This is a genomic window from Streptomyces canus (assembly GCF_041435015.1).
GTDB classification, from domain to species: domain Bacteria; phylum Actinomycetota; class Actinomycetes; order Streptomycetales; family Streptomycetaceae; genus Streptomyces; species Streptomyces canus_G.
This window is the reverse complement of sequence record NZ_CP107989.1, coordinates 9173465-9200152: the sequence shown is the minus strand read 5'-3', so window position 1 is coordinate 9200152 and position 26688 is coordinate 9173465. Positions and strand designations below refer to the sequence as shown.

The 26688-nt window shown below is 69.9% G+C and carries 23 protein-coding genes and 3 pseudogenes; 15 read left to right on the top strand and 11 right to left on the bottom strand.

Features of this window, described 5'->3' with window-relative positions; genetic code table 11:
• Nucleotides 1-18: 18 nt before the first annotated feature.
• Nucleotides 19-375, bottom strand: a complete 357-nt coding sequence (locus OG841_RS41825; RefSeq protein WP_328636603.1) for an ArsR/SmtB family transcription factor — start codon at nucleotides 373-375, stop codon at nucleotides 19-21.
• A 259-nt stretch (nucleotides 376-634) separates the two neighbouring features.
• On the opposite strand from OG841_RS41825, the gene OG841_RS41820 reads away from it, so the two are divergent.
• Nucleotides 635-901 carry a GlsB/YeaQ/YmgE family stress response membrane protein gene (locus OG841_RS41820; protein WP_057617750.1) on the top strand — a complete coding sequence of 89 codons (267 nt, stop codon included), beginning with the start codon at nucleotides 635-637 and terminating at the stop codon, nucleotides 899-901.
• Between the two features lie 1055 nt (nucleotides 902-1956).
• On the opposite strand, the pseudogene OG841_RS41815 reads toward OG841_RS41820, so the two are convergent.
• A pseudogene (locus tag OG841_RS41815) lies at nucleotides 1957-2336 on the bottom strand (transposase); the annotation flags it as partial.
• A gap of 398 nt (nucleotides 2337-2734) precedes the next feature.
• Nucleotides 2735-4375 carry a GDSL-type esterase/lipase family protein gene (locus OG841_RS41810; protein WP_371569630.1) on the bottom strand — a complete coding sequence of 547 codons (1641 nt, stop codon included), beginning with the start codon at nucleotides 4373-4375 and terminating at the stop codon, nucleotides 2735-2737.
• Nucleotides 4376-4966: 591 nt separating this feature from the next.
• On the opposite strand from OG841_RS41810, the pseudogene OG841_RS41805 reads away from it, so the two are divergent.
• Nucleotides 4967-5077: pseudogene (locus tag OG841_RS41805) on the top strand (PIN domain nuclease); the annotation flags it as partial.
• On the opposite strand, the gene OG841_RS41800 reads toward OG841_RS41805, so the two are convergent.
• The gene (locus OG841_RS41800) at nucleotides 5044-6153 is read right to left on the bottom strand and encodes a hypothetical protein (RefSeq protein ID WP_371569628.1); all 1110 of its coding nucleotides are present in this window, start codon (nucleotides 6151-6153) and stop codon (nucleotides 5044-5046) included. The pseudogene OG841_RS41805 and the gene OG841_RS41800 overlap by 34 nt on opposite strands.
• Nucleotides 6154-6910: 757 nt before the next feature.
• Between OG841_RS41800 and OG841_RS41795 the strand changes: the two genes are divergently transcribed.
• From OG841_RS41795 to OG841_RS41760, 8 genes and pseudogenes are all read left to right on the top strand, one after another.
• Complete coding sequence (locus tag OG841_RS41795; RefSeq protein ID WP_328636606.1) at nucleotides 6911-7042, top strand: hypothetical protein; 132 nt, start codon at nucleotides 6911-6913, stop codon at nucleotides 7040-7042.
• 506 nt (nucleotides 7043-7548) lie between these two features.
• Nucleotides 7549-10032: a ricin-type beta-trefoil lectin domain protein gene (locus tag OG841_RS41790; protein ID WP_371569626.1), complete on the top strand. Its 2484-nt coding sequence runs from the start codon at nucleotides 7549-7551 to the stop codon at nucleotides 10030-10032.
• 286 nt (nucleotides 10033-10318) lie between these two features.
• A pseudogene (locus OG841_RS41785) lies at nucleotides 10319-10399 on the top strand (GlsB/YeaQ/YmgE family stress response membrane protein); the annotation flags it as partial.
• Nucleotides 10368-10880: an acyl-CoA dehydrogenase family protein gene (locus tag OG841_RS41780; RefSeq protein ID WP_371569624.1), complete on the top strand. Its 513-nt coding sequence runs from the start codon at nucleotides 10368-10370 to the stop codon at nucleotides 10878-10880. The pseudogene OG841_RS41785 and the gene OG841_RS41780, both read left to right, overlap by 32 nt.
• A complete protein-coding gene (locus tag OG841_RS41775; RefSeq protein WP_328636609.1) occupies nucleotides 10877-11656 on the top strand; it encodes an acyl-CoA dehydrogenase family protein in 780 nt (259 codons plus the stop codon). The genes OG841_RS41780 and OG841_RS41775 overlap by 4 nt, the downstream gene beginning before the upstream one ends.
• Nucleotides 11657-11913: 257 nt before the next feature.
• Complete coding sequence (locus OG841_RS41770; protein WP_371569620.1) at nucleotides 11914-12111, top strand: hypothetical protein; 198 nt, start codon at nucleotides 11914-11916, stop codon at nucleotides 12109-12111.
• A 42-nt stretch (nucleotides 12112-12153) separates the two neighbouring features.
• A complete protein-coding gene (locus tag OG841_RS41765) occupies nucleotides 12154-12282 on the top strand; it encodes a hypothetical protein (RefSeq protein WP_371569617.1) in 129 nt (42 codons plus the stop codon).
• Nucleotides 12283-12615: 333 nt separating this feature from the next.
• On the top strand, nucleotides 12616-14004 hold the full coding sequence (locus tag OG841_RS41760; RefSeq protein ID WP_328636612.1) for an MFS transporter: 1389 nt from the start codon (nucleotides 12616-12618) through the stop codon (nucleotides 14002-14004).
• A gap of 53 nt (nucleotides 14005-14057) precedes the next feature.
• Here OG841_RS41760 and OG841_RS41755 read toward each other — a convergent pair whose 3' ends face one another.
• From OG841_RS41755 to lnt, 4 genes are all read right to left on the bottom strand, one after another.
• Nucleotides 14058-15977: a helix-turn-helix domain-containing protein gene (locus OG841_RS41755; protein ID WP_371569614.1), complete on the bottom strand. Its 1920-nt coding sequence runs from the start codon at nucleotides 15975-15977 to the stop codon at nucleotides 14058-14060.
• Nucleotides 15978-16059: 82 nt separating this feature from the next.
• Nucleotides 16060-16860 (bottom strand): 3-hydroxybutyrate dehydrogenase, encoded by an 801-nt coding sequence (locus OG841_RS41750; protein ID WP_328636614.1) that lies wholly within the window; start codon nucleotides 16858-16860, stop codon nucleotides 16060-16062.
• A gap of 54 nt (nucleotides 16861-16914) precedes the next feature.
• Nucleotides 16915-17394 (bottom strand): NUDIX hydrolase, encoded by a 480-nt coding sequence (locus OG841_RS41745; RefSeq protein WP_328636615.1) that lies wholly within the window; start codon nucleotides 17392-17394, stop codon nucleotides 16915-16917.
• 68 nt (nucleotides 17395-17462) lie between these two features.
• Nucleotides 17463-19076: an apolipoprotein N-acyltransferase gene (gene lnt / locus OG841_RS41740; RefSeq protein WP_371569610.1), complete on the bottom strand. Its 1614-nt coding sequence runs from the start codon at nucleotides 19074-19076 to the stop codon at nucleotides 17463-17465.
• A 239-nt stretch (nucleotides 19077-19315) separates the two neighbouring features.
• Between lnt and OG841_RS41735 the strand changes: the two genes are divergently transcribed.
• The gene (locus OG841_RS41735; protein WP_371569607.1) at nucleotides 19316-20344 is read left to right on the top strand and encodes an O-antigen ligase family protein; all 1029 of its coding nucleotides are present in this window, start codon (nucleotides 19316-19318) and stop codon (nucleotides 20342-20344) included.
• 15 nt (nucleotides 20345-20359) lie between these two features.
• Here the strand turns inward: OG841_RS41735 and OG841_RS41730 are convergent, their stop codons facing one another.
• Nucleotides 20360-20908 carry a hypothetical protein gene (locus OG841_RS41730; RefSeq protein ID WP_328636619.1) on the bottom strand — a complete coding sequence of 183 codons (549 nt, stop codon included), beginning with the start codon at nucleotides 20906-20908 and terminating at the stop codon, nucleotides 20360-20362.
• A gap of 86 nt (nucleotides 20909-20994) precedes the next feature.
• Nucleotides 20995-21783 carry a glutamate racemase gene (locus OG841_RS41725; RefSeq protein ID WP_328636620.1) on the bottom strand — a complete coding sequence of 263 codons (789 nt, stop codon included), beginning with the start codon at nucleotides 21781-21783 and terminating at the stop codon, nucleotides 20995-20997.
• Between the two features lie 57 nt (nucleotides 21784-21840).
• Between OG841_RS41725 and OG841_RS41720 the strand changes: the two genes are divergently transcribed.
• Nucleotides 21841-23019, top strand: coding sequence for a glycosyltransferase (locus OG841_RS41720; RefSeq protein ID WP_328636621.1), 1179 nt, complete (start codon nucleotides 21841-21843; stop codon nucleotides 23017-23019).
• Nucleotides 23020-23023: 4 nt separating this feature from the next.
• On the opposite strand, the gene OG841_RS41715 is transcribed toward OG841_RS41720, so the two are convergent.
• Entirely contained in the window at nucleotides 23024-24229 is a 1206-nt protein-coding gene (locus tag OG841_RS41715) for a TerD family protein (RefSeq protein ID WP_328643462.1), read from the bottom strand.
• A 297-nt stretch (nucleotides 24230-24526) separates the two neighbouring features.
• On the opposite strand from OG841_RS41715, the gene OG841_RS41710 reads away from it, so the two are divergent.
• The 3 genes from OG841_RS41710 to OG841_RS41700 all read left to right on the top strand — a co-directional run bounded on the left by OG841_RS41710 (nucleotide 24527) and on the right by OG841_RS41700 (nucleotide 26663).
• The gene (locus tag OG841_RS41710; protein WP_328636622.1) at nucleotides 24527-24967 is read left to right on the top strand and encodes a DUF6643 family protein; all 441 of its coding nucleotides are present in this window, start codon (nucleotides 24527-24529) and stop codon (nucleotides 24965-24967) included.
• Nucleotides 24968-25009: 42 nt separating this feature from the next.
• Nucleotides 25010-25837, top strand: a complete 828-nt coding sequence (locus OG841_RS41705; protein WP_328636623.1) for an MOSC domain-containing protein — start codon at nucleotides 25010-25012, stop codon at nucleotides 25835-25837.
• A 220-nt stretch (nucleotides 25838-26057) separates the two neighbouring features.
• Nucleotides 26058-26663 (top strand): Rv1733c family protein, encoded by a 606-nt coding sequence (locus tag OG841_RS41700; protein WP_328636624.1) that lies wholly within the window; start codon nucleotides 26058-26060, stop codon nucleotides 26661-26663.
• Nucleotides 26664-26688: the final 25 nt, after the last annotated feature.

Genomic DNA, 26688 nt, shown 5'->3' with positions numbered 1-26688 from the left:
CCCGGCACAGGAAACGGATCAAGGCCTGCCCGAGACGGTACCGCGCGCAGCGGCCGGGGCTGTACGGGCCGTGAGCTGGCCGACCATGACGCGGACCACGGTCACGATGTCGGGGTCGTCGACGTAGTAGACCTGCCGGCGGCCCTCACGGCGGGAGCGGACGAGCCCGGCGAGTTTCAGCTTGGCCAGGTGCTGGCTGACCGCGGGCAGCGCGCCGCCGACCCGGTCGGCGAGGTGGGTGACGTCGCTCTCGCCCTGGGACAGCGCCCACATGATGTGCAGCCGGGCGGCGGAGGCGAGGAGTCCGAACGCGGCGGCCGCCTCCGTCAGTACCTCGGCGGACGGATCCTCCGAACCACCGGCGAGTGTCGCCACGGTCCCCTCCCGTCCCGGTCACTGTCGACGCATGCGCGATGTCTCAGTGTAAGGGCGGCGGGGTTCCGTCCACGAGGGCACCTCCAGTTCGTCGATTGCGCAATGTAATAAGCGTGTGAAAGAACGTCGACGACTTGTCACCAGGCGCGGCAGGGCTCGTTCGTCCCTCGCATCAGTCCATAGGCTTGCGCAATCAGGCAACTTGAGGACGGTGCCGGGCGGACTTGCCCCGGCCCCGACCTGACTGGAGGACTACAACGTGGGCATCATCGGCTGGATCATCCTGGGTCTGCTCGCCGGAGCCATCGCCAAGATCCTGCTGCCGGGACGCGACCCGGGCGGCCTGATCGGCACCACCCTCATCGGGGTCGCGGGAGCGTTCGTCGGCGGCTGGCTCTCCTCGCGCTTCCTCGACCGCCCGGTGGAGAGTCACTTCTTCGACCTCTACACCTGGGGCGCTGCCATCGGCGGCTCCCTGGTGCTGCTGATCGGCTATCGCCTGCTGTTCGGGAACTCGCGGAACTGATACTCGTGCGTCACCAACCAATGAGAAGTTTTCATCCTGTTGACGGGCCGGTCTATGATCTCGGCGGCTTGATGACGGTGACGTCCGTGTGAGGCACCATGGCAATAGATCCGATGTCTTACTGGGCTTCGACGGCTCCGTTCCGACCACCCCACGTGAGCTTGGAAACATCAAAATGCCAGCTAGTTGACGAATTTTCGCTCTGCCGGAACGAGAGAAAGCTCAACCTTTCGCATTTTCACGACTTCACTGGGCGATACCCTAATCGCCCCGAAGCGGCATTCATCCGATGACTGTGTGAAGCCGCCGCCCACACGGAGCGGGGTGGCACACAGCCCCGAGAGACGCACGTCCTGTGGTGCAGGCCCGAAAACACCCGCTCGCCGCCGCCAGCATCTCGGCGTCGGTCGGGGCCGGTCTGCCCGGAGTTCGAGGGGCCGGACCCGAAGGCATCGCGGTCGCCGGACCTCCCGCTCAGCAGCGCGGCAGGAGGCCAGCGGCCGTCGCGGCAACTCCCGTGCGTCTGTGCACATTCCCCGGCACCCGTTGCGGTTCCATCATCCCGTGGCGCGCGAACGATCTGGGTCCGCGCAGCCCGCGATCACGATGACTACATGGGTCCCATCTCTGCCTCGGCTCTGGTCCTGCCCGCTCGGCAGAGCTTCTACTTGGGCTCGGGCGGCGGCGACGTATTCGGCCAGCCGACTCGCGGGGTGCCATGCTTCTGCCTGGGCTTCGAGGCGCTTCACGCGGCATGCCTCGGCGTAGTCGATGCGGGCCGGCTGCATCGCGGCTTTCCAGCGCAGTCTCTGCTGTCTGGCCGCTTCCAGGTCTGCCAGTCTTCGAGGGGGCGTTGGGGGATGTCGGCCCATTCGGTGGCTCGGTGGGGGTTGCCGCCTCGGAGAATGAAACGCAGGCGGTCGGAGGGGTTGTAGTCGAAGCGGGGGATGCCGACCCATGGTGCCGACCGGATTCGGTAAGCGTGGCGTTCCACTGTCCTCTCCGTCTGAAGACTCTGAGAGGGTGTTTGGTCTAGCCGAATTGACCTTTAAGTTCTAGTAAGTTCCTCGCCAGGCGGGTGTGGTCTCGTCTGTTACGCGCATGGTGAGGTTGTCGATCGAGGCGATGTGGATCACGGCTTCGGAGCTGGCGGGAAGGGTCTCGTCATCACGGGACAGGCGTCGGTGCAGCATGAGCCAACCGAGGCTTCGTTCTACTACCCAGCGTCTTTTGACGACGTGAAAGCCGCGGATTTCCGGGTTTCTATTGACCACTTCGACGTCGATTCCGAGGTTGGTGCCGTGCTTGATGACGGTGTTCTTGAAGTCGGCGTCGACCCAGCTTCTGGAGATGGTGGGTACGTTTTCTTGGCCTGGTCGAGAAGCTGTATCCCTACGGCGTTTTCGGAGAGGCTCGCGGGGGCGACGATCACGGCGAACGAACACTGACTCCCGGACTGCCTCGCGGGGAAGGACTCCGCCCGAAGTGCGAACATCCGGGTACGCCTCTTCATCGCACCGTGGGCGCCGAGGTAGATCATGAGACGCCACTGCATCCCGACGGCGTTGGCCGGCGCGTCGACTTGGGTGACCGTGGCGATGCGCCGCTCAGCCGCCTTTTCCTACCGGCACCTGGATGCGGCAAGGATGTGCGTGTGATCAGCTCGTCGTCCACGGCGGTCTCCATGATGGCCTTGAGGAGCGGTATGCCTTGGCCGTCATTGTGGGCAGCAGTTGCCCGCAGGCGCACGGATGACGGGCCGTTCCGTCCGGTGCCCCGTACGCGGAGAGGGGGCGCCGAACGGAACTACGCCGTCCGGGAGGTGGGTACCGCTCAGGAGGTGAGCAGCGAGAGGTTCACCGTGTTGGCCATGGCTTGCATGCCGGCGCTGTTGGGGTGCAGATGGTCGCCGCTGTCGTAGGCGGGGAGCAGCTGCGCCGGGTTGGCCGGGTCCCGGAGCGCCGCGTCGAAGTCGATCACCGCGTCGAAGGCGCCGCTGGTGCGGATCCACTGGTTGACCTGGGCGCGGATGGCGGCCTTGTCGGTGGTCTGCGTGGAGTTCGGCAGGATGGTCCCGCCGAGGATCCGGACACCGGCCTGGTGCGCCTGGTCGATCATGGTCTGGTAGCCGGCGATGATCTGGTCGGCGCTGGTGGGGGTGGTGGTGTTGTTGATGTCGTTGATGCCCTCCAGCAGGATGACGTCCTTCACGCCCGGCTGGGTCAGGACGTCGTGGGAGAACCGGGTGACGGCCGCGATGCCCTGCCCCGTGTTCGGGCTGTCGGTGACCACGCGGTTGCCGCCGATGCCCGCATCGGCCACGCCGAGGCGCTGGCCGCCGGACTCGGCCTGCAGCCGCCGGGCGAGGTAGTCGGGCCAGCGCTGGTTGGCGTTGTCGGTGGCGCTGGAGCCGTCGGTGATGGAGTCGCCGATGGCCACGACGGTTCCCCTGGCCGTGGGTGACACGACGTCGAGTCCCGCGACGTAGAACCAGCGGGCCGTGGTGGTGGTGAAGTTCGTCGGGGCCTCCTCGGCGGCGTGGTTGCCGGTGCTCGCGGCGGACAGGTACGAGGTCTGGTGGGCGTCGTTGTGGTAGGTGGAGGCGCCGGTGGTGCCCGGGAGGTAGACGCTCACCAGCAGGTTCTGCTCCGCGGCGACCGGCATCGGGATGACGTCGCTGGTCAGTTCCTGCCCGGCGGGGATGGTCGGCGTGGCCGACCGGCCGAAGGTGACGGTGTGTGTGGTGCCCGCGACCGCGGTGGCGCCGCTGGACTGGACGGCCACGGTGACGGCCCCGACCGAGAGGGCGGTCGTGCTGCGCAGGTTGGACAGCCGGATGCGCAGTCCCGCGCCGGAGGTGTTGTTGTGGACGACCATCCGGATGGTCTGCGAGGTGAAGCTCTGGCCGCCCTTGACCATGGCCGGGCCCCAGGTCGCCGAGCGCGGGCGCTCGGTCAGACTCCACTGCTGGTTGGTGGTGTTCTTGCAGGTCCACTGGATGATCGCGTGGTCCTGCGCGGTGGAGCCGTCGGAGACGTCCAGGCACAGGCCGCTGCGGGCGGAGACGATCGCCGAACCGCTGAAGGTCCAGTTCTGGTTGCCGGCGCCGTTGCAGGGCCACTGGATGATCGCGGCCCCCGCGGTCGTGGAGCCGCTCTGGACGTCCATGCACTTGCCGCTGTTGATGTTGACCAGCGAGAAGGTGCCGTCGCCGTGGTCGACCGCCTCCCACAGCTGGCCGGGGCCGCCGGAGGCGGTCTTCTGCACGACCGCCGCTGCGTTGGCCAGGGAGTCCGACAGCACGGCGGCGTTCTTGCCGCTGTTGGCCACTGTCAGGGTGTAGACGTGGCCGCCCTGCGGCGCGCCCGCGGCCGAGGCGTCTGCCGCCGGGACGAGGGCGAGTCCGGCGGCGGCCAGACAGGTGGCGGATGCCGTGGCCGTGAGTCTGGCGGCGAGTCTTGGGGAGGTGTGCATGGGCGGCCCTTCTTTGCTGGGTGGGGACGTGCGGCTCTTCCGCCTGGGGACGTGCGGGTCGAGGGGGCTGGGGCGCTCAGGAGGTGACGCTCCGCAGCGTGAACTGCTGGTCGAGCCGGCTTCCGCAGGTCTACTGGCCCCCTGAGTGAGGCGCCCGGCACAAGCGTTACGGCGCGCTGGGCAGCAGGTCTTCCGTTCGATACCGGTGCCCCGCACGCGACGGCGAAGCCCGCCGTGAGTAACCGCGATGCCGACGAGCGCCCCGTCGGCGGGTGATCGACTCTGACAAGGTCTTCTCCTGGCAGTTCGCAGGACAGCACACGCTGCCATGACAGGCCTTGAGCACTGCGTGTGTTCAGCCGAGCAACATCGGATGTATTAACAGGCACTAGTCCGCGATCTGTCTAGGGCCTCGACGAAAATTGCCAGACCAGCCCCAATATCGCAGCTGAGACGCGTTCGAGTGCCGGGCTGAGTGACTCGATTCATTGGATCTATTTGCCTTGACAGGTCGAGTGAAGAGGGCGGCTGGGCTCTGCGGATGCCGACCCCGGCCGTGCCACCGAGATCCCGCGCCCCGGCAGAAGAGGGCGTTCCGCCGCCGACCGCGCACAAGGCATCGACGACTTGCGCCTGCTCTTCGGGTGGGTGCTGGTCGACGACCGTGCCTACAACCGAGCCTGGCGGGTCCAGGAGGTCCTCGTGTCAGCGACCGGGCGTTTCCCCTTGAGGGACTCTGATGTCGGCTCGGCCACCGGAAGGTCCCGCCAGTTGCCGCTGACCTGCCCGTTAGGGCAGGTGACCTCGCGTCGGTCGAAGTCGATGACGAAGTTCTCGCGGCCGAAGCCGTCCTTGGCCCGGTGCTGCGGGGTGGTGCTGGGTGGAAGCGGCCCGATCAGGGTGACTCGGTGGAGGCGGGCTGCGGCGTCCATGCCGGCGACGGAGGTGTAGCCGCCGTCGACCAGGTGCTGTCCGGGCAGCAGGCGCAGCCGCCTGAGGCGGGCATGGATGCCGGGCAGGGCCCGGCTGTCCGCGCTGGAGACGACTGTGGCCACGTCGGTGATGACGTTGACACGCTTGTCGTCGCAGGTCTCGGTCACGTGCGCTCGATAGCCGGTCCAGCGGGTGTCACCGCGCCGCGTCCAGCGAGCCTCGGTCTCATACGGCGACGTGATCCGCACCCGGGACGGCGGCTGGCCATCGCGCTCGGTACGCGGCCGGAACCTTCCGCGCCCGTCCCTCAGGAAGTGCTGCACCAGGACCCTTCGGAGCACCTCGGCCTGCGCCGGAACGGCGCCGCCGGAGAAGCGGGCGAACAGGCGCCCGAGCAGCTCGCGGCCGTCGGCGCCCACCTGCTCGAGCCGGGCGACGGGGTGGCTGGGCTGGGAGCACAGGCACACCTGCCGCCCGTAGCGTTCGGCCCACTCGGCGGTGACCAGCTCATCCAGCAGTTCCGGCGTATCTCGGGCCATGTACTCCAGCACGGCGCGAACCGCCTCGGACACCAGTTCCAGGCGTGTCAGCTCCCGCGCGGCGGACAGTACGTAGGTGGAGTCGGCGCGTTGCTTGCCGGGTCCCTTGAGCAGGCCGGCCCGCCGGATCCGGGTAAGCGCGAGACCCAACAGCCGGTCGGCGCGGTCGCCTTCGGCGAGCCGGTCGCGGAAGTCGGACAGGACGCTGTGATGGAAGCCGGGGTCTTCCAGTTCCAGTCCGTGAAGTCGGCCCCGAGCGCGGTACCGGCTTTCGACCGGCCCGTCTCTCCGGACCGCTTCCCGCACCCGCCACGCGCCTCTCAACGCAACGGGCGCTCCACAAGTCCCGGAAGACTCTTGAGAGTTGCCTTCATCCCGCGACCGGCCATGGAGAGGGGATGACTGATCCGCGGTAGCGATAGCGGGTGGTGTGCACCCTCGCCGGGCCGAACAGTTCCCGTTCCTCGCCGGCCGGCCACCAACCGCCGCCGCAGAAGCGGCGGCGCAGGTCTTTCCAGTTCCGGTGCACCGTTTGTCGAACCGGACGACGCTGCAGTTAGCTTCCCGGTCGCGTAGAAGTCAACGGATCGTCCGTGTTCTTCCGAAGCGTCTTGAGGATGGGCGGCGCGGCCCCAAGTCGTCGGACGGCGCGGGGCCCGGATCGCCACCAACGACGGTGGCTGAACGTTGCGAAGCCTCGTATCGCACCCCGGGAAAATGAATCGTACTCATATTTCCGGGTGATCCGGTCGCAAGCTCAGCGAGCGATCGAACATGAGGGTATATATCGTCTCTTTCGCACCAGAACCCCCAAGTGTCCTGCCCGGAAGGCTCGAAAAGAGCCGCGCGCACTCTTGACGGAATCCTCGATAAGGCGGCTAATTCTTAGGCGGTGGCAGCGACTCGGCCGCCGCAGTACCCGACGCCCGGCGAGGACTGCCAGGCGTCGCCCTTTCCATGCGCCGCCCCCATCCGTTCGGCCGAGATCTGGCACATCCTCCCGCCCGGTGAGGAATCCACTGTCTGACGCGGCCCCACCAGACCGACCGACTTGGAACCCGCCGTGACCCGCACACCCACCCGCGCCGCCCTCATCGACGCCGACCGCCACCTCCGGGACCTCGACCGGCGTCCGCAGACCTGGCGCGAGGACCTGCTCAGGACCTGCTCGCCCTCGCGGAGCGGGAACCGCTGATCGAGGCAGTGGCCGACTGGGCCGCCCCCTCGACCGGGTGGTTGTGCCGCTCACCGGCGCGCCCCACGCCTTCGCGGCGTTCAGGTCCGGGCGGGACGAAGATCAGCGTCACACGCACCACATACACCCACGGAGCCGCCGTATGAACGTTCACTGGATCGCCCGAACCGGCGGGAGGGGCAGACGATGAAGCAATCCACCTCTCGTATCCGTAAGTTGTCCGCGGTGCTTGCGATGGCTCTCCCCGCGGTGCTGTAAACGTGGGCTGATCCCGGCTGCGGGACGGTGCCGGCCACATGAGCCGGCACCGTCCCGCAGCAGCGTCCCGCGGTGATGGCATCCGGTCGGCACGCGTCCTGGTCGACGTCGGGAGCTGGGGTCTGCCGTACCGCACTCGTGCCGTCATGGCGTATCCGCCGCTGTCCGTAGGACATGCCAAGCCCTCCGCGGTCTCGGGTCCGTTCGTACCTGTTCTCAATTGATGGCCTAGCGCCCTTGGAGGCGACATGAACCTTAGGTCCCCGATCCACCGGCGACGCACGAGACGGACATCGTTCCTGGCCGCCCTCTCCCTCGCCGCCGCGGCGCTGGTGAGCTGGTCGGCGCCGGCGGCACAGGCGGCCACCGAGACCTCGATCACCGTCGACGGCTCCGGCACGGGCCGGACCTTCGACGGTGTGGGCGCGATCTCCGGCGGCGGCGGCAACACCCGGCTGCTGATCGACTATCCGGAGCCGCAGCGCGGCCAGATCCTCGACTACCTGTTCAAGCCCGGCTACGGCGCCTCGCTCCAGTCCCTCAAGATCGAAATAGGCGGCGACACCAACACCACCGACGGCGCCGAGGCCAGCCACGAGCACACCCAGGGCGTGGTCGACTGCAACCAGGGCTACGAGTGGTGGCTCGCGGAGCAGGCCAAGACCCGCAACCCCGACATCAAACTCTACGGGCTCGCCTGGGGCGCGCCCGGCTGGGTCGGTGGCGGCAGCAACACCTTCTTCACCTCCGACGCGATCAGCTACCTGACGGACTGGATGGGCTGCGCCGCCCAGCACAAGCTCGACATCGACTACCTGGGCGGCTGGAACGAGCGCGGCTTCAACAAGACTTGGTACGAGAACCTCAAGTCCGCCCTGGTCTCCAAGGGCTACGGTGCCACCAAGCTGGTCGCGGCCGACGACAACTGGTCGGTGGCCGACGCGATGGCCGGCGACCCGACGTTCAAGAACGCGGTGGACATCGTGGGCGTCCACTACCCCTGCGGCTACAGCAACGGCGGGGCCATCGGCAACAACTCCGACTTCAAGAGCTGCGCGAGCACCAGCACCGCGCAGAACCTCGGCAAACCGCTGTGGGCGAGCGAGAACGGGTCGGAGGACGCCGAGGCCGGCGCGACATCGGTCGCACGGGCCGTCAACCGGGACTACATCGACGGCCGTATGACGGCCTACTACAACTGGCCGCTCGTGGCCGCGCTCTATCCCAACACCTACTTCGCCTTCAACGGGCTGGCCGTCGCCAACCAGCCCTGGTCGGGCCACTACAGCATCGCCAAGACGGCCTGGGTCCTCGCACACACGTCCCAGTTCGCGCAGATCGGCTGGCAGTACCAGGACTCGGCCAGCGGCTACCTGGGCGGCGCCAAGTCCAACGGCAGCTACGTGACACTGAAGTCGCCGAACCACAGTGACTACAGCACCGTCATCGAGACGGTGGACGCCACGGCCGCGCAGTCCCTGACCGTTCACGTCACGGGCGGCCTGTCCACCGGCCAGGTGCACGTCTGGGGCACCGACCTCAACTCGCCCAACGACAGTGACCACTTCGTGCACACCACCGACGTCACCCCCTCCGGTGGCAGTTACACGCTGGCACTGCAGCCCGGCTACGTGTACACGGTCACCACGACGACCGGGCAGGGCAAGGGAACCGCCACCGCGCCCTCGGCGGCCCCCCTGAGCCTGCCGTACTCCAACAACTTCCAGACCCCGGCGACCACCACGTCCCCGAAGTACTTCACCGACATGAACGGCGCCTTCCAGACCGTGGCCTGCGGCGGAGGACGCACCGGCACCTGCCTGCGCCAGATGGCACCAGCGGCTCCCGTCCGCTGGACCGGCGAGAACTACTACGCGCCGTACACCCTCATGGGCGACGACTCATGGGGCAACTACACCGTCACGGCGGACACGATGTTCGAGCAGTCCGGAGCGGTGGAGCTGCTGGGCCGCATCGGCATGCAAGGTCGCAACGACAACGGCCTGCAGGCGTACCACCTGCGGGTGAGCAGCACCGGCACGTGGTCGATCGTCAAGTCCGTTGTCAACAGCAATAACACGTGGGGGTTCACGACCCTCGCCAGCGGCACTACAACGGCACCGGGCACCAGCCAGTGGCACACCGTCTCACTGACGATGCAGGGGTCGACCATCAGCGCCAAGCTCGACGGCACGGCTCTGGGCAGTGTCACGGACAACAGCTACACCCACGGCCGCGCCGGACTGGGCACCGTGGACTCCACCAGTAGCGTGAACGGGGGCGGTTACCAGACACAGCAGTTCGACAACTTCTCCGTCACCCCGGGGAGCAACCCGATCCCCACCCGTTCGGGCCCCGTGCCCTCCGGCCTCGCCGGCAAGTGCCTCGACCTCAACCAAGGCAACACCACCAACGGCACCGCGGTGCAGCTCTACGACTGCAACCAGAAGCCAGGGTCACAGACCTGGACCTACAACGTCGACGGCAGCCTGACCATCGGCGGGAAATGCCTGGATGTCGTAAAGCAGGGTGTGATCAACGGCACCCTCGTCGACATCTGGACCTGCAACGGCGGAGACAACCAGAAGTGGACTCAGCAGGCTGACGGCAGCCTGCGCAGCATGCAGTCCGGACGCTGCCTGGACGTCCCCGGCGGCAACACCGCCAACCTCACCCGGCTGAACATCTGGTCCTGCAACAACGGCACCAACCAGAAATGGACCCTGCCGTAGGCGAGCAGCGCAGGTCTCGGCTCGGCATTCAACCTCGGCGAGCCTGGTGTTCCTTGATCGACCCGGCGCGTTTGACGGTCTTGTCCACGTCGTGGCGCTTGGCCCGGTGCTTGTTCTTCGAGCCGGGAAGCCGTCCCGTCCTGGGCCGGGACGGTTTCGGTGCGGCGCTGGCAGTCCGACGGCGTTCTCATGCCCCGTAGCGTCGACGTCCAAGTCGAACTCAGGGCCACACCAGCCCCGTGACCTGCGAAAGCAGGATGAAAACTTCTCAATGGGGTGACACCGCCTGGAGCTCTCAGGCGTGGTCAGCGCGATTGTCATCGGCATCGTGATCGGTGCCCTCGGCCGGCTCGTGCTTCCCTCACGTCCGAGTCGGCAGGTGGTCGAGCGCCTGCCGAGTCGGCGGAGCTGATCCAGATCGCCGTGGCCGCGCCCGGGGGTGCCGCGCTCAGCAAGGTCAAGGTGCGCCACCGACGGGCCGGCGCGTCCGGGAGGCGTGCAGATCAACTCGAGGTCGCCGGGCGCGGTCGCACAGGCGGTCCGACCCGACCCGTTCATCCGAGTCCGACCGGTGGATCGACCGCAAGGTCTTCGCCGCGGCCGCGCAGCAGGGAATCTACGGCCTGCAGATCGGCGAGGAATACGGCGGCGCCGCCGAGAAGGACTACCGCTACCGCATGGTCGTCTGCGAGGAGATCGCCCGCGTCCACGCGCTGTCCTTCGGCCTCACCGTCGCCCTGCAGGACGACCTGGTACTGCACTACCTGCTGGATCTCACCAATGACGCGCAGAAGCGGCGCTGGCTGCCGGCTTCGCCTGCGGTGAAACCATCGGCGCGCTCGCGATGACCGAACCGGGGACCGGCAGCGACCTGCGGGGCATCCGCACCTCGGCCCGCCCCGATGGCGAAGACTGGATCCTGAATGGCCAGAAGACCTTCATCTCCAGCGGGATGATGGCAGACCTGGTGATCGTCGCCGCGCGCACGGACCCCGACGCCGGGTCGCGCGGTTTCAGCCTCCTCGTGGTCGAGCGGGACATGCCGGGCTTCACCCGTGGCCGCAAGTTGGACAAGATCGGACTCCCCGCTCAGGACACCGCCGAGCTCTACTTCGAGGATGTACGCGTGCCGGCCGACAACGTGGTCGGCCTCCCGGGCACGGGCCTGCAGCAGCTCATGAGCCATCTGCCCAGGGAACGGCTCGGAGTGACCGCCATGGCGATCGCCACCAGCCGGGCGATCTTCGACCTCACCCGCGACTACTGCTTCGACCGCCGGGCATTCGGCAAACCCATCGGTGACTTTCAGCACATCCGCTTCGAGCTCGCCGAGATGGCCACCGAGATCGATGTGGCAGAGGCCTACGTCGACCGCTCGGTGCGCGCCTACAACGCGGGCGAGCTGACCCCGGTGGACGCGGCCAAGGGCAAGTGGTTCGTGAGCGAGCTGCAGAAGCGGGTCGTCGACCGGTGCCTGCAACTGCACGGCGGCTACGGCTACATGAAGGAATACCCGGTCGGCCGGGCATACGTCGACACAAGGATCCAGACGATCTACGGCGGCACCACCGAGATCATGAAGGAGCTCATCGGACGTGACCTGGCGTCGAAGGGCCGTGACTGAGGTCTGCGCTCGGGCATGCGGCGAGATGTCCTGGGACGGGATCGTGGCCACTGCGACCACGGTCTCGGGACGAGACCACCAGAGGCGACGCTGCGGCAGCGAATCGTCAAGACCGCCCCAGGTGAAGGGATCACCTCGAGCGATGTCGCGGTCCCATCACCCGCCGCCGACACCGACGTAGGCGAGCAGCACGGCGGGACCTGCCCAGGAGATCGCCGTGCCGCTGCCGACTACCAATCGGCCGACGGACGCCGCCGATGGCGATCGAGTTCTTCACCCACCTTGCGACGATCGAGGTCGGCGTCTCGTTCTACGTCATCCGTCCTGAGCGTCACAGGCCCGACGAACAGCACGACGCGCCACTGCCACGGCCAGTGCCCCGTTATGTCTTCTACCGACCCGGCATCGTCGGCCACTTGCGGACCGCCGGGTGCCGACCTGGTGGTGCAGATTGACGGCGGGCTCGGCCGGTCCGCGGGCATATCGGCAGCCGGGGCGTGGACACCGTGCTCGACCCGGTAAGCAGGGAGCGGTTCCCCGACTCCCTACGCGCCCCCGCCATGCACGACGGACAGCAGCCCCCTACGGACATCGAGCAGCTCAAGGCGCTGGTCACAGCGGCGTAGGTGCCCCAAGATGTCCGAGTTCAACGGAGTGTAGTCAGCACCAAGTCAGCACGGGAGGGGTGAGCACAGGTGATGACGTGGGCTTTTAGTCAGAACCAAACCAGCACGGGAGTCAGCACCGCACTGTCAAATCACCCTGAACTGCGCGTCCTGGACGGCACTCGTTTCGACCACCATCGCTCCCCTGAACCGCCAATCCATGAGCCGGCATGGTGGCCGCACGCATAGCGAACCCTCGAACTATGTTGCCCCGCCACATGTGCGCCTGACCTGCGGATTCCTACGGTGTGGCGACACGCAAACGTCCCCGTCACATCCCAGGAAGTGGTGCCGATGTCGTCGCCCGCAACCGCTCCACCGGCCCCGAACAACCTCAAGCGCATCGTCGCCGCCAGCCTCATCGGCACCACCATCGAGTGGTACGACTTCTTCCTCTACGGCTCCGCGGCCGCCTTGGTCTTCAACAAACTGTTCTTTCCCGACTCCGACCCGCTCGTCGGCACGCTGCTGTCCTTCCTGACGTATGCCGTCGGATTCGCCGCCCGTCCGCTCGGCGCCCTGGTGTTCGGGCACTACGGCGACCGGCTCGGGCGTAAGAAGCTGCTGGTCCTGAGCCTGCTGCTGATGGGCGGGGCGACCTTCGCGATCGGGCTGCTGCCCACGCACGCGACCGTCGGCACGGCCGCTCCCGTGCTGCTGACCGTGCTGCGCCTGGTCCAGGGCTTCGCGCTGGGCGGAGAGTGGGGCGGAGCCGTACTCCTCGTGTCCGAGCACGGGGACGCTCGGCGACGCGGCTTCTGGGCCTCGTGGCCGCAGACCGGCGCGCCGGCCGGACAACTCCTCGCCACGGGTGTGCTGTCGCTGCTGACCGCCGTACTGTCGGACGCCGCGTTCGGCAGCTGGGGCTGGCGGATTCCCTTCCTGCTCTCCGGCGTCCTGGTGATCGTCGGCTTGTGGATCCGGCTGTCCGTCGACGAATCCCCCGTGTTCAAGCAGGCGTTGGCGCAGGCGGAGGCCCGCAAGGCGGCGCGGGACGGCGTGGCCGAGAAGCTGCCGATCGTCTCCGTGCTGCGGCACCACTGGCGTGACGTCCTGGTCGCTATGGGCGCGCGCATGGCGGAGAACATCAGCTACTACGTCATCACCGCGTTCATCCTCGTCTACGCCACCACGTCGGCCGGAGTCTCCAAGCAGACCGCCCTCAACTCGGTGCTGATCGCCTCGGCCGTGCACTTCGCGGTGATCCCCGCCTGGGGAGCCCTGTCGGACCGCGTCGGCCGGCGCCCCGTGTACCTGCTAGGCGCGGTCGGCGTGGGGCTGTGGATGTTCCCCTTCTTCTCCCTCATCGACACCGGCGGCTTCGGCAACATGATCCTCGCGGTGACCGTCGGACTCGTCATGCACGGCGCCATGTACGCGCCCCAGGCGGCCTTCTTCTCGGAGATGTTCGCGACCCGGATGCGGTACTCCGGTGCCTCCATCGGCGCTCAGTTCGCCTCCGTCGCGGCAGGTGCCCCGGCACCTCTCATCGCCACCGCCCTCCTCTCCGACTACGGCAGCTCCACCCCGATCGCCCTGTACGTCATCGCCGCGGCCGTCCTGACGGTCGTCGCCGTGGGTGTCGCCAAGGAGACACGCCACCGGGACCTGGCCGACGCCGAGCCGGCCACCGAGCCGGAGCCCGCGGCCAAGTCCTCCGCCGCGGACGCCCGGACCGCCTGAATCCTGGCGGTGCCCGACCCCACCGGCCCCCGTACGCGGCGTGCGTGCGGGGGTCAGTGCCGCGTCGGCGCCGACAACCGGTGCAGCCTCAGCGCGAGTTGGATCTCCAACGCGCGGGCAGGGCTCTGCCAGTCCTCACCGAGCAGGCGGCCCACCCGCTCCAGTCGCTGGGCGACGGTGTTCACATGGACGTGCAGCTCGTCCTTGGTGCGGGCCGGGCTCATCCCGCACGCGAAGTAGGCGTCGAGGGTGCGCAGGAGATCGGTGCCCCGCCGGTCGTCGTACGCGACGACCTGACCGATGGTCCGGTCGACGAAGCCCGCGATGTCCCGGTCACCGGCGAGGAGCAGTCCGAGGAATCCGAAGTCCTCGGCGGCGGCACCGTCCCCCGAGCGGCCCAGGAGGCGCAGCGCGTCGAGGCAGCGGCGGCCCTCCTCGTAGGCGGCGGCCACGGCGTCCAGATGGACGGCGAGATCGCGGACCGGCGCCGAGGCGCCTACAGTCACCGCCTCATGGACCGCTGTCCCCAGGTGTACCGCCGTCCGGCGGGCCAGTTCGGTGGCCGTGTCCGCGGCGGTGAGGGGCAGCAGCAGGACGGTGCCGCCGTCGCGGGCGGCGGCCAGGCCGTGCCGGGTGGCGGCGAGGTGGGAGGCCGCGGACCACAGGCGTCTGCGGGCGGCCGCCTCCTGGTCGGCGTCGGCCACCGGGCCGTCGAGACGGGCGGCCAGCACGACGTGGGTGGCGTCGAGGTCGGCGTCCAGCCGGGCGGCCCGCTCACGCAGCAGACGGGGGTCGCGGTCCCGGGCGTCGAGCAGGTCGTCCAGGAGCTCGCCGCGCACCCGCTGTTCGGCCTCGGCGGCCGAGCGCCTGGCCAGCAGGAGCAGCGAGGTGACCATCGCGGCGCGCTCCAGGGTGCGCTGGTCGACGGGGTCGAGTCCGGGGTGGCCGCGCAGCACGAGGGCCCCCAGGAGTTCTCCGCCGGCGGCGACCGCGGCGATCCAGTCGTCCTCGTGCCGCACGGCGTGGCCTTCGGCCCGGGAGGCCTCCAGCGCCTCGGTGGGCGCGACTTCGGAGAACTCGACCGTGCCGTCGAGGATTTCGGAGACGGCCGCGGCCACGTCGTGCACCCCGCCACCACGCAGCACCAGTTCGGCGAGCCGGTCGTGGACGTCGGAGGCGCGCTCGATGACGCCGCTGTGATCCCGGATGATCTCGTTGGCCCGCTCCAGCTCGGTCAGGGCCGAGCGGGTCTCGGTGAGCAGGTTCGCGGTGTCGATGGCGGCCGCGGCCAGCGCGGCGAAGGAACCGAGGAGCGCGATCTGCTCCCGCTCGAAGACCCGGGCACGCCGGTCCGCCGCGAACAGCACCCCGATGACGTGGTGCCCCAGCGTCAGCGGCACGCCGAGGATGGCGACCAGGCCCTCGTCCCGTACTCCCGCGTCGATGGTGAGGGTGTGCTGGAAGCGGTCGTCCTTGAAGTAGTCGTCGGTGACATAGGGACGGGCGGTCTGGGCAACCAGTCCGCCGAGCCCCTCGCCCATCCCGAGCCGCAGCTGCTGGAAGCGGGCCGCGACCGAGCCCTCGGTGACCCGCATGTAGGTGTCGCCCCGCACCGGGTCGTTCAGGCTGAGGTAGGCCACGTCCGTGCCGAGCAGCGACCGGGCGCGCTGCACGATGGCCCGCAGCACGGCGTCCAGGTCTCTGAGCCCGGCCAGGTCGTGGGCGGTCTCGAACAGGGCGGACAGCTCGGCCTCCCGCCGGCGTCGGCCCTCCAGCTCGGAGCGCACCCGCAGGGCGACCGTCTTGGCCGCTTCGAGCGCGGCGATCCGCTCGGCCGGCCTTCCCTCGGCGCGGGCGATCAGCACCGGCTGCTCGTAGGCGTCGGCGGACGCGCCCCTGGCGAGCAGCTCGAGGAAGGGTGCCTCGGCACTGCCGGCGGAGCGCTCGGCGGACTGCAGGTGATCGCTGGACATGCCCACAGGATTGCTCATCGCACGCTCACCCCGTCAGGCCTGTGGAAAACTCCGGGCGGGGCGACGGACGGCCGGATGCCGGTCAGTGCGCGGTCCAGCCGCCGTCGAGGACGAGCGACGTTCCGGTGACGAAGGACGTCTGCGGGCCGCACAGGTACGCCACGGCCTCGGCGACCTCCTCCGGCTCGATGAGCCGCTTGAGCGCGCTGTCCTGGAGCAGCACCTCGGACACCACCCGCTCCTCGGGGATGCCGTGCGCAAGGGCCTGGTCGGTGATCTGTCGCTCGACCAGTGGGGTCCGCACATAGGCGGGGTTCACACAGTTCGAGGTCACTCCGTGGGGGGCGCCTTCGAGGGCGGCCGTCTTGGACAAGCCCTCCAAACCGTGTTTGGCGGCCACATAGGCCGCCTTGTAGGCCGAGGCGCGCAGGCCGTGGACCGAGGACACGTTGACGATCCGCCCCCAGCCCTGCCCGTACATGTGCGGCAGGGCGCCGCGGATCAGGCGGAACGGCGCCTCCAACATCACGGTGAGCACCGTGTGGAACACCTCGGGCGGGAACTCCTCTATGGGGCGCACCAGTTGGAGCCCGGCGTTGTTGACCAGGACGTCGGTGCCCGCGGCGGCGTGCTCGGCGGCGTCCAGGTCGGTGAGGTCGAGGACCAGCGGTTCGACGGCGCCCGCCAGCCCCGCGGACCGCTCGGCGAGCGCGTCCAGACCTGCCGCGTCCCGGTCGACCGCTCTCACCTTGGCCCCGGCCGCCGCGAGCCGCAGCGCACAGGCGCGACCGATGCCGCCGGCCGCGCCGGTGACGAGGGCCGTGCGGCCGCCGAGGTCGAGCGTGAGGGCGTGGGGGCCCGGGAGGGCGCTGCTAGCGGTCATGTTTCGATCCTAGGAAGCGCCCGACCCTCACCACATGTGGTCACACCCCATACTTCACTCGGAACTCATAGAGTCGAACCATGTGGGTGAGTCGGTCAGTGCCTGCTTGATCCGCTGCAGCCCGAACTCGTTCAGTTCCGGGAGGGCGTCCACCGCGAACCACCCCACCTCCAGCGACTCGTCGTCGTTGACCCGCGCCTCGCCGCCGACGGCCCGGCAGCGGAACGAGATGTCCATGTACTGGCAGATGTCGCCGTTGTCGTACGTCACGGGCTTGAGCGCCTGGACGACGATCACCCGCTCGACGACGCAGTGCACCCCTGTCTCCTCCTCGACCTCCCGCACGGCGCAGGCCGCGGGCTGCTCCCCCGGTTCCGGGATGCCACCGATCAGCGACCACTTGCCGGTGTCCGAGCGGCGGTTGAGCAGCACTCTGCCGTCGTCGTCGAGGACCACGGCGCTGACGCCGGGGAGCCAGAGCAGGTCATGACCTATGGACCGGCGCAGGGTGCGGATGAAGTCAGGAGTAGCCATGTCTCCGACCCTAACCGGCCGGTCATGGCGCCTTGGTGATCTTCAGGGGGCGTACGACCGGCGTACGGTTACGCGTCACCGGCGCGACGCCGCCGCACTCCGGCGCCGATCGCCCAGCCGAGCCCGCCGGCGGCCACCAGCACCAGGGCCATTTCGGGCAGGATGCCCAGCCGGGTCGCCGGGGTCTGCGTCGACCGAAGCGGCACCTTCTGCACCAGCGAGTCGGCCACGAACATCCCGGTCCTCTGAGTGATCTTCCCGTCCGGCATGATGATCGCGCTGACGCCGCTGGTCACCGGCACGGTGACGGTCCGGCTGTGCTGCACGGCACGCACCCGGGACATGGCGAGCTGTTGGTAGGTCATCTCGCTGCGGTCGAAGGTCGCGTTGTTGCTCGGCACGGAGATCAGCTGTGCGCCGTCGGTGACCTCGGAGCGCACGGCCCAGTCGAACGCGGCCTCGTAGCAGGTGACCAGGCCGACCTTGGCGTTGGCCATCTGGAACACCCCCGGCTTGGTGCCCCGGCTGAAGTCCTGGTGGACCATGGAGGTCCAGTTCTTGTTGATCGCGCCGACGAGGGAGCGCAGCGGAAGGTACTCGCCGAAGGGCTGGATCTGCCGCTTGTCGTAGGTGTCGGTGGGGCCCTTGACCGGGTCCCACAGGATCTGCTCGTTGTAGAGCTTGCCGCCCCGCTCGACGACGCCGCCGACGGAGATCGGCGCGTCGATGGCCTTGGCCGCCTGCTCGATGACCACGGCCGCGTCCGCGTCCGCGAAGGGGTCGACGTCGGAGGAGTTCTCCGGCCACAGCACGATGTCGGGCTTCGCGATCTTGCCGGCCTTCACCTCGGCGGCCAGCCGCTCGGTCTCGCGCGCGTGGTAGTCGAGCACGGCCCGCCGCTGGGCGTTGAACTCCAGCCCCGCGCGCGGCACGTTGCCCTGGATGGCCGCGACGGTCACGGTGCCGTCCTCGGCCTTGTCGCTCACCAGCGTCCGGGCCGCGAGCGCCCCGACCACCGGCACGGCCACGCTCAGCAGGGCCACGGCGGCGGCCGGACGCCGTATGACACCGCTCCCGCGCCGCTCCACGACCAGCCGAACGATCTCGTACAGGCCGAACCCGCACAGGACGACAGCGAAGCCCAGCACGGGCGTGCCGCCCACCGCGGCGAGCGGCAGGAAGACGCCGTCCGCCTGTCCGAACGCGATCTTGCCCCAGGGAAAGCCGTGGAACGGCGCACGCGCGCGTGCCGCTTCTCCGGCGATCCACACGGCGGCCGCCCACACCGGCGAGCCCGGCAGCTTCGACACTGCGGCGACACCCACGCCGACCAGCGCGACGAAGATCGCTTCGATCGCCACCAGGGCGAGCCAGGGCCCGGGGCCGACCTCGACGCCGGTCCACACCAGCAGGGGCAGCAGGAAGCCCAGGCCGAAGAGATACCCGAGACCGAAGGCCGCCTTCCAGCCGCGACCGCGCAGCACCCAGCCGAAGACGGCGAAGGCGGGCAGCGCCAGCCACCACAGGGTGCGTGGCGGGAAACTGACGTACAGCAGCACTCCGGAGAGCGCTGCGGCGGCGGCCGGGACAAGACGGCGGAGGCGGGCGGCCCAGCGGGAGGCGGGCGCGGACTGCGGTTCCAGCTGGTCCGACTCGTCCACGGAAGTTGCGGTGACGGTCACTCCGGGAGTGTACGGCCGTTGACCTTGGCGTCGACAGCGCGGTCCGCCTGGTGACCGTGGCCGTGGCCGGGCACCTGAACCGTGATGTGGCCGGGCAACCCGGCGCAACTCATCCACAAATCACCCATCAGCCGTTACGGTGTGCCGGAGTCCCCGTCTTACGGGCCGATTGCCTGCGGGCGGCGAGGACCACAGGTCGGGGGACCGGGGTTTCGGGGGGCGGGGTGGGTTCCACGGGGATGACGTCTGTAGCCGGTTCTGCGGAGGACGGCGACAGACGAAACGTTTCCGACGCGGTGGGCGTGCTGGTGCTCGGAGCCAGTGCCACCTGGTCGTTGATCACCGCCGCCGCGCACGACGGCCGTCCGGAGGGCGTCCTGCTCGCCTTGCTGGCCGTGGCCGCGGGGTATGCCGCCGGCCGGATCTCGGGGGCGCTGCTGCCGGTCGCCGCCCCTTGTGCCGCCGCGCTGACCGGACTGGGCCTGGCAGTAGGGCTCCCCCACCTCGCGCCGGGCCCCGAGATCGTCGCACCGCTCGGTCACGCGGGCGCCACGGCCGCCCTGCTGACGCTCTCCACCGGTGCCGCCTGCTGCGCCGCCTGGACCACCGGATCGCCCGCCCTGCGGCTCCTCCTGCGCCTGCTGGCCGTCGGCATCGCGGTGGCCTCGGCCGCCCTGGGGTCGGCCTCCGGGCTGCTCACCTGTGCGGCGGTGCTGCTGTGCTCCCTCGCGGCGGGCCAGATGAGCCACCGCGGTCCAGGCCTCGCCGGTCTCACCCTCGCCGCGACCGCGGTGACCGGCCTGACCTGGGCGGTGGCGGGGAACGCCGTCCCGGACGGACTCGCCGAGACGCTGCGCGGTCGGCTCACCCCGCACCGGATCGGCCTGTGGCACGACGCTCTGGGCCTGGCTCGCGAGGACACCGCCCTCGGGGTGGGACCTGGCCGCTTCGGTGAGCTCAGCACGACGGCGGCTCAGTCACTGCTGCCCGACGGGAAACCTCACTCGGCGCCGCTTCAGATGGCCGCCGAGCAGGGGCTGGTCGGGGTACTTCTGCTGGGGGCCGCCTTCTGCTGGCTGCTGTACGCACTGTGGCGCTCTCCCCGTCCCACGCCTGTCGTCCTCACCGCGGGCGCGGCCCTCACAGCGCTGGCGGCGATCGCCGCGGTCGGCAACGCGCTGAGCTTCACGATGGTGTCGGTGGGCGCAGGACTCCTGGCGGGTCTGGCGACGGCCCATCCGCTCACCGAGGAACCGGCCCCGAAGTGACCGACCGGCCCGGTCTCAGCGTCGCGGACCCGTGACGCCGGGCCGCAGCCGGTCGCGGATGACGCGGACGGCGGACTCCGCGTCGTCCACGGTGATCGTGAACGTGTGCCCGTCCCACAGTCGGAGGACCACACCCTCACCACGGCGTACGACTACCGCGGTGCCCTTGTCTGGGCGCCACCGGTAGCCCCACCCACCCCACTGGCGCGGGTTGACGTGGGGGGCGAACTCGGCACCGGCGACATGCGCCAGCGGGATCCGCCGGCGCGGCACGCCGATGTGGCCGCAGCGCACCTCCAGGCACTCCATGTCGACCTTGAGGGCTACATGGACGAAGCCGAGCGTGAGGAAGAGGACCAGCAGCCCGGCCGCGATGCAGCCGACCACGGACATGACCAGCGGAGCGACGCCCGAGGTCCACGCCGAGTCGACGGCGAGTTCGACGCCGAGCGCCACGATCGCGGCGCCGCCGAGCGCCAGCAGCCACTGGACCCGGTTGGAGGCACGACCGGTCCAGACATCGGTGTGGTGCGAGGTCTGCTCGCCGTGGGGGTGGTCCCTCATGGCTACGAGGTTACTCAGGTTTCGCCGTGCGGCTACCTCGTCGCGGAGAGTGACTGCTCCGGGTGGGGCCCGGCCGCCCGCAGCGGTCAGCGGGCGGGTGTGGCCGTGCGCAGGAGCCGGCCTTCCGCGTAGGCCAGGGCGGGCGCGGGCAGGGCGCTGCCCTCGCGTCCGCTCAGCAGCACCGTGAGGGTGCCGGTGGCCGCGGCCTCAGGCGCGGGCTGCGCGCCGATCCGGCGCAGCGCCTGGGCGGCGACCGCTCCGGCGGAGCCGTGCAGGACGAGGGGCGGACGGCCGGGACGCTGTACGGCGGCACGGATGCGCTCGGCGACCAGTTCGTAGTGGGTGCAGCCCAGGACGACGGTCGTCACGTCCTCGGGGGTCAGGGCGGCGGCCGCGGCGACGGCGGCGTCGATGGCGGCCTCGTCGGCGTGCTCCACCGCCTCGGCGAGCCCGTGGCAGGGCACCTCGGTGGCCGGTACCCCGTCGGCGAACTCCTCGAGGAGACCGCGCTGGTAGGGGCTGCCGGTGGTGGCGGGCGTCGCCCAGATGGCGAAGGGGCCGCCGCCGGACGCCGCGGGCTTGATCGCGGGGACGGTGCCGATGACCGGCAGATCCGGTTCGAGGCGTGCGCGCAGGGCGGTCAGGGCGTGCACGGTGGCGGTGTTGCAACCGATGATCAGGGCCTCGGGACCATGGGCGGCGGCGGCCTCGGCGAGGGTCAGAGCGCGCCCGATGATGTCGTCCGGCGTCCGGGGGCCCCACGGCATGCCGTCGGGGTCGAGGGAGAGCACGAGATCGGCGTCGGGGCGCAGTCGCCGTACCGCGGCGGTGGCCGCCAGCAACCCGATTCCGGAGTCCAGGAGCGCGATCTTCACCCGGCCACGATAGACGATGTGCCCTTGGGGGCCGGTCCCGTGGGGCAGACTGCGCGCGTGAGCGCCATCGCGTGGACCGCCGCCGTATCCCTCGCCGCCTGGCTGTGGCTGCTGCTCTGCCAGGGCTTCTTCTGGCGCACGGATGTGAGACTCCCGCCGGAGCGGGATCCGCAGGCCTGGCCCTCGGTGGGTGTGGTGGTGCCGGCTCGCGACGAGGCCGAGGTGCTGCCCGCGAGCCTGCCTTCCCTGCTGGCCCAGGACTATCCGGGCCGGGCGGAGGTCTTCCTCGTCGACGACGGCAGCACGGACGGCACCGGGGACGTGGCCCGCGCGCTGGCGCGCCTGCGGGGCGGGCTGCCGTTGACCGTGTCCTCGCCGGGCGAGCCACCGCCGGGGTGGACGGGCAAGCTCTGGGCGGTGCGCCACGGTATCGGCCTGGCACGCGCGCGTGGCCCCGAGTACCTGCTGCTGACGGACGCCGACATCGCCCACGAGCCGGACAGCCTGCGCCGGCTGGTGGCCGCCGCGCACGCCGGGGGCTTCGACGTCGTCTCGCAGATGGCCCGGCTGCGGGTGGAAAGCCTGTGGGAGCGGCTCGTGGTGCCGGCGTTCGTCTACTTCTTCGCGCAGTTGTATCCGTTCCGCCGGATCGGCAAGAAGGGGGCTCGGACGGCGGCCGCGGCGGGCGGCTGCGTCCTGCTGCGCGCCGAAACCGCCGAGCGGGCGCGGATCCCGGACGCCATCCGGCAGGCCGTCATCGACGACGTGGCCCTCGCGCGGGCCGTCAAGGGCGGGGGTGGCCACATCTGGCTGGGCCTCGCCGAGCGGGTGGACAGCGTGCGCCCCTATCCCCGGTTGCACGACCTGTGGCGGATGGTGTCGCGCAGCGCCTACGCCCAGCTCCGCCACAACCCCCTGGTGCTGCTCGGAACGGTGGCCGGGCTCGCGCTGGTCTATCTGGTGCCGCCCGTCGCCGTCCTCACGGGACTGGCTGCGGGGAGTACGGCGACCGTGGTGCCCGGTGCTCTCGCGTGGCTGGTCATGACGGGGACGTATGTCCCGATGCTCCGCTACTACCGGCAGCCGCTGTGGCTCGCACCCCTGCTGCCGTTCACCGCGTTCCTCTATCTCCTGATGACCGTCGACTCGGCGGTGCAGCACTACAGGGGGCGCGGCGCGGCCTGGAAGGGCCGCACCTATGCGCGCCCGGACGCCGTCGCCGGTGAGGAGGGCTGAGGCCTCACTTGCGGCCCGGTGTCCAGTTCATGCCCCAGCCGTAGACCTGGTCCACCGTCCGCTGCGGGCTCACCCCGCGGTCGGGCACCAGATAGCGGGCCTCGCGCTGCACGACCAGGTCGTCGCCGGTGTTGGTGATCAGGGCCAGCGCACACACCGTCGAGGGCACCGTGCACTCGTCGAGGGAGAAGTCGATCGCGGCGCCGTGCTGCGGCTGAAGGGTGACCGTGGCGTGCAGGTCGGCGAAGGAACGCGCCCCCTCGTAGATGGTCACGAAGACCAGGATGCGCCGGAAATCCCGCTTGTGGTCGAGGTTCACGGTGAGGTTCTCGCCGCTCGCGAGGGCACCGGTGCGGTCGTCGCCGTCGAGGTGGATGTACGGCGGCTGGTGCAGGGCTCCATAGGCGTTGCCCAGCGCTTGTACGACCCCCTTGCGGCCGTCGGCGAGCTCGTAGAGGGCGCACAGGTCGAGGTCGAGGTCGGCGTGCATGGCGACCGCGCGACCGCGCTTGCTGCCCCAGCCCGAGAACTGTTTGCGTACCTGCCAGTTGAGGTTCACGCGCATCGCGCCCGAGGTGCCACCCTGTTTGGCGAGGGAGACCGAAGGCGCCGACTTGGTCAGCGTGACCTTGGAGAGGCGGACAGGTTGCGCAGTTGGGGCGGGCGGCGGGGCCATGGGTGCCGGCTGCTGGGGTTCGTCCACGGTGATACCGAAGTCCGTTGCCAGACCTTCCAGTCCGCTGTCGTAGCCCTGACCGACGGCGCGAAACTTCCAAGCGCCTTGACGGCGATAGAACTCCCCGAGCACGAAAGCGGTTTCTACGGTCGCACCCCCGCTGTCGAATCGCGCCGCCACCGTGCCCTGAGCGGCGTCCCGTACCTCGATGTAGAGGCCCGGGATCCGGGCGAAGGTCCCGCCGTCCGCGGAGGCGGCGAGTACGACGGTTTCCACCGACGGCTCCACGCGCGCGAGGTCGACGAGCAGGGTGTCGGTCACCCCGCCGCCGTCGGTCCGTTTGCCCTCGTGGCGGACCGCTCCGGAGGAGTGCTGCGGTTGGTTGTAGAAGACGAAGTCGGCGTCGGAGCGGACCTTTCCGCCGACCAGCAGCAGGGCCGAGGCGTCCGCGTCGGGGACTCCCGGTCCCGAGCGCCAGCCCAATTCGACGCGCAGTGCCGTCGTGGGCACCGGAACGTTCGACCCTTTCGACATTGACATGTCCGCCCCCATCAGGTGTCGGCAGTCCAGGACGCGCCCCGGAGGCCCTTCGAGTTCTACCCGCTCAACCTATTCCCCCGGGACAGCGAACTCCCATCCCACGGACAGGAAGATCGCCGGTCAACCGTCGGTAACCCGCCCGGAACTCGGCCTTTACACGGATGGGACCTGGATTGGCGTCCTTTTTTGCCGAGTTCGCTCGCATTGGGGATCCCACGTCACTGCGGACACGGAAAACAACCCTCTTATCGGTCTCCCCAACCAGCACATCGTGGGCTTAACTTATGTGCCATGACCTCCCCCCGCTCCACTTATGGCGGCGGCTACTACTCCGCCTCCTTCCCGGACACTCCGATCTACGACTCGCTCGTGGCCGAGCGGGGCACCCCGCAGATCGCCCCGATCCGGGTCCCTGCCGCGTACGACGTCCCGGCAAGCAACCTGCCCGCGCTGTCGTCCGGACTGCCCGCTCTTCCCGCGGGTCCCTCCTACTCCTCCTACGGCTACCCGCAGGCGCAGCAGCCCTCTCCGCTGCAGCAGGCGCCCGGCGCGTACATCCCGCAGCAGGCGGCCGCGCCTCGCGGTTATCCCGGGCAGCAACAGCAGCAGCCGCGCCCGGCCGGCCCCGGTATGGGCACGGGCTACGAGGCGATGCGCCCCGCGGCTCCCCGGCCCGCCCCGGCGGCTCCCTACCAGGACCCGTACAACAACCAGCAGTACCGCGGGTACTGATTCCCCTCCCCGGCTGTCGGTGCCGCCTGGCACGATGGCCGCATGGGGAATGCGCAGCTGCTGTCGATTCACGTCCATCCGGTCAAAGCGTTCCGGGGCCTGGCGCCCCGGGAGGCCGAGGTGGAGCCCTGGGGGCTGGCCGGAGACCGGCGCTGGACGCTGGTCGACGACGGGGGAAGGGTCGTCACACAACGCCAGCAGCCGCGCCTCGCGCTGGCCGCCGCCGAGCTGCTGCCCGGCGGCGGCGTCGTTCTGTCCGCGCCCGGCATGGATCCCTTGACCGTGCCGGTCCCCGAGTCGGACGGGACCGTCACGCTGGATCTCTTCGGCGACAAGGTCGAAGGGGTGCCCGCCGCCGATCCGGCCGCGCACGCGTGGTGCAGCGAGTACCTCGGCGCCCGGACCCGCCTCGTCCACATGGACGACCCCGCCACCCGCCGCCCGGTCGAACCCGAGTACGCGCTGCCGGGCGAGACCGTCACCTTCGCCGACGGATACCCGCTGCTGCTCGTCTCCGCGGCGTCCCTCGACGCCCTCAACTCACTGATCTCCGAAGGCCGGCACGCGGCCGAGGGCCCCCTGCCCATGAACCGTTTCCGGCCGAACGTCGTCGTGGGCGGCACCGACGCCTGGGCCGAGGACGACTGGTCGCTCCTCGCGATCGGGGACGTGACCTTCCGGGTGGCCAAGATGTGCGGGCGATGCGTGGTGACCACCACCGACCAGGCCGCCGCCGTCCGCGGCAAGGAACCCCTGCACACCCTGGGCCGGCACCGCCGCTTCGGAAGCAAGCTCGTCTTCGGACAGAATCTGGTGCCCCGGTCCCGCGGCACGATCCGGGTCGGCGACCCGGTCAGGATTCTCGAATAGGCGGGCAGCGGCTCGACGCGGCCGCGGTGGACAAAGTTCCGTTAAAGATCGCCCCGGGCCCCGGGCACGGGAACACCGCCCGGGGGCCTGCACGTTGGGACTTTCATGAGGAGTTCATGAGAGGACCCGGCCGCAGGTGATTTCGCTCTCTCTTCGGCCGGTCCCGCGCGTGAACGACTCCGCCGGGGGTTATCACGGAGCGGGGAAGGGGGTGCGGACGGTGCGAGCGATCAGCGGACTCTGGCGTTGGCGGAGCAATCCGCTGCGCCGTGGGACCGACCTGGCCGAGGCCTGGGTGGGCCTGCTGGCCCTGCTGCTGATCCTGGTCGTCGGTCCGGTGATCGGGTCCGTCACCGGGGGCGTGGCCCAGGACGCGCTGCAGCGGTCTGTCCGTGAACAGCAGGAATCCCGCCGGATGGTGACGGCGACCGTGATCCGCAAACTGGACCGCTCGCCGCTGGACGCCGACCCCGAGGCCGCCTCGGGGCGGGATGTGCGCAGCCGGGTGGTGGCCGACTGGACCGCGCCGGACGGCACCACGCACAAGGGCACGGTGCTGGCCGCCCTCCAGACCCCGCACCGCGGCGACCACTTCAGCCTGTGGACGGACCTCCACGGACGCATAGCGGCCCGGCCGCTGGACTCCGCGACCGCCACCACCCATGCCGTCCTCGCGGGCGCAGGGGCGGCCCTGCTGACCGCGGGCCTGATCGAGGGCGGCAGGCGGCTCGCCGTCTGGCGCATGGTCCGTCGCCGGTACGCCCGTTGGGACCAGGCCTGGGACCGCGCGGGCCCGGACTGGGGCCGGACCGGCACCGGCAGCTGACGGCCTCACGGCTCTGGTCAACCCA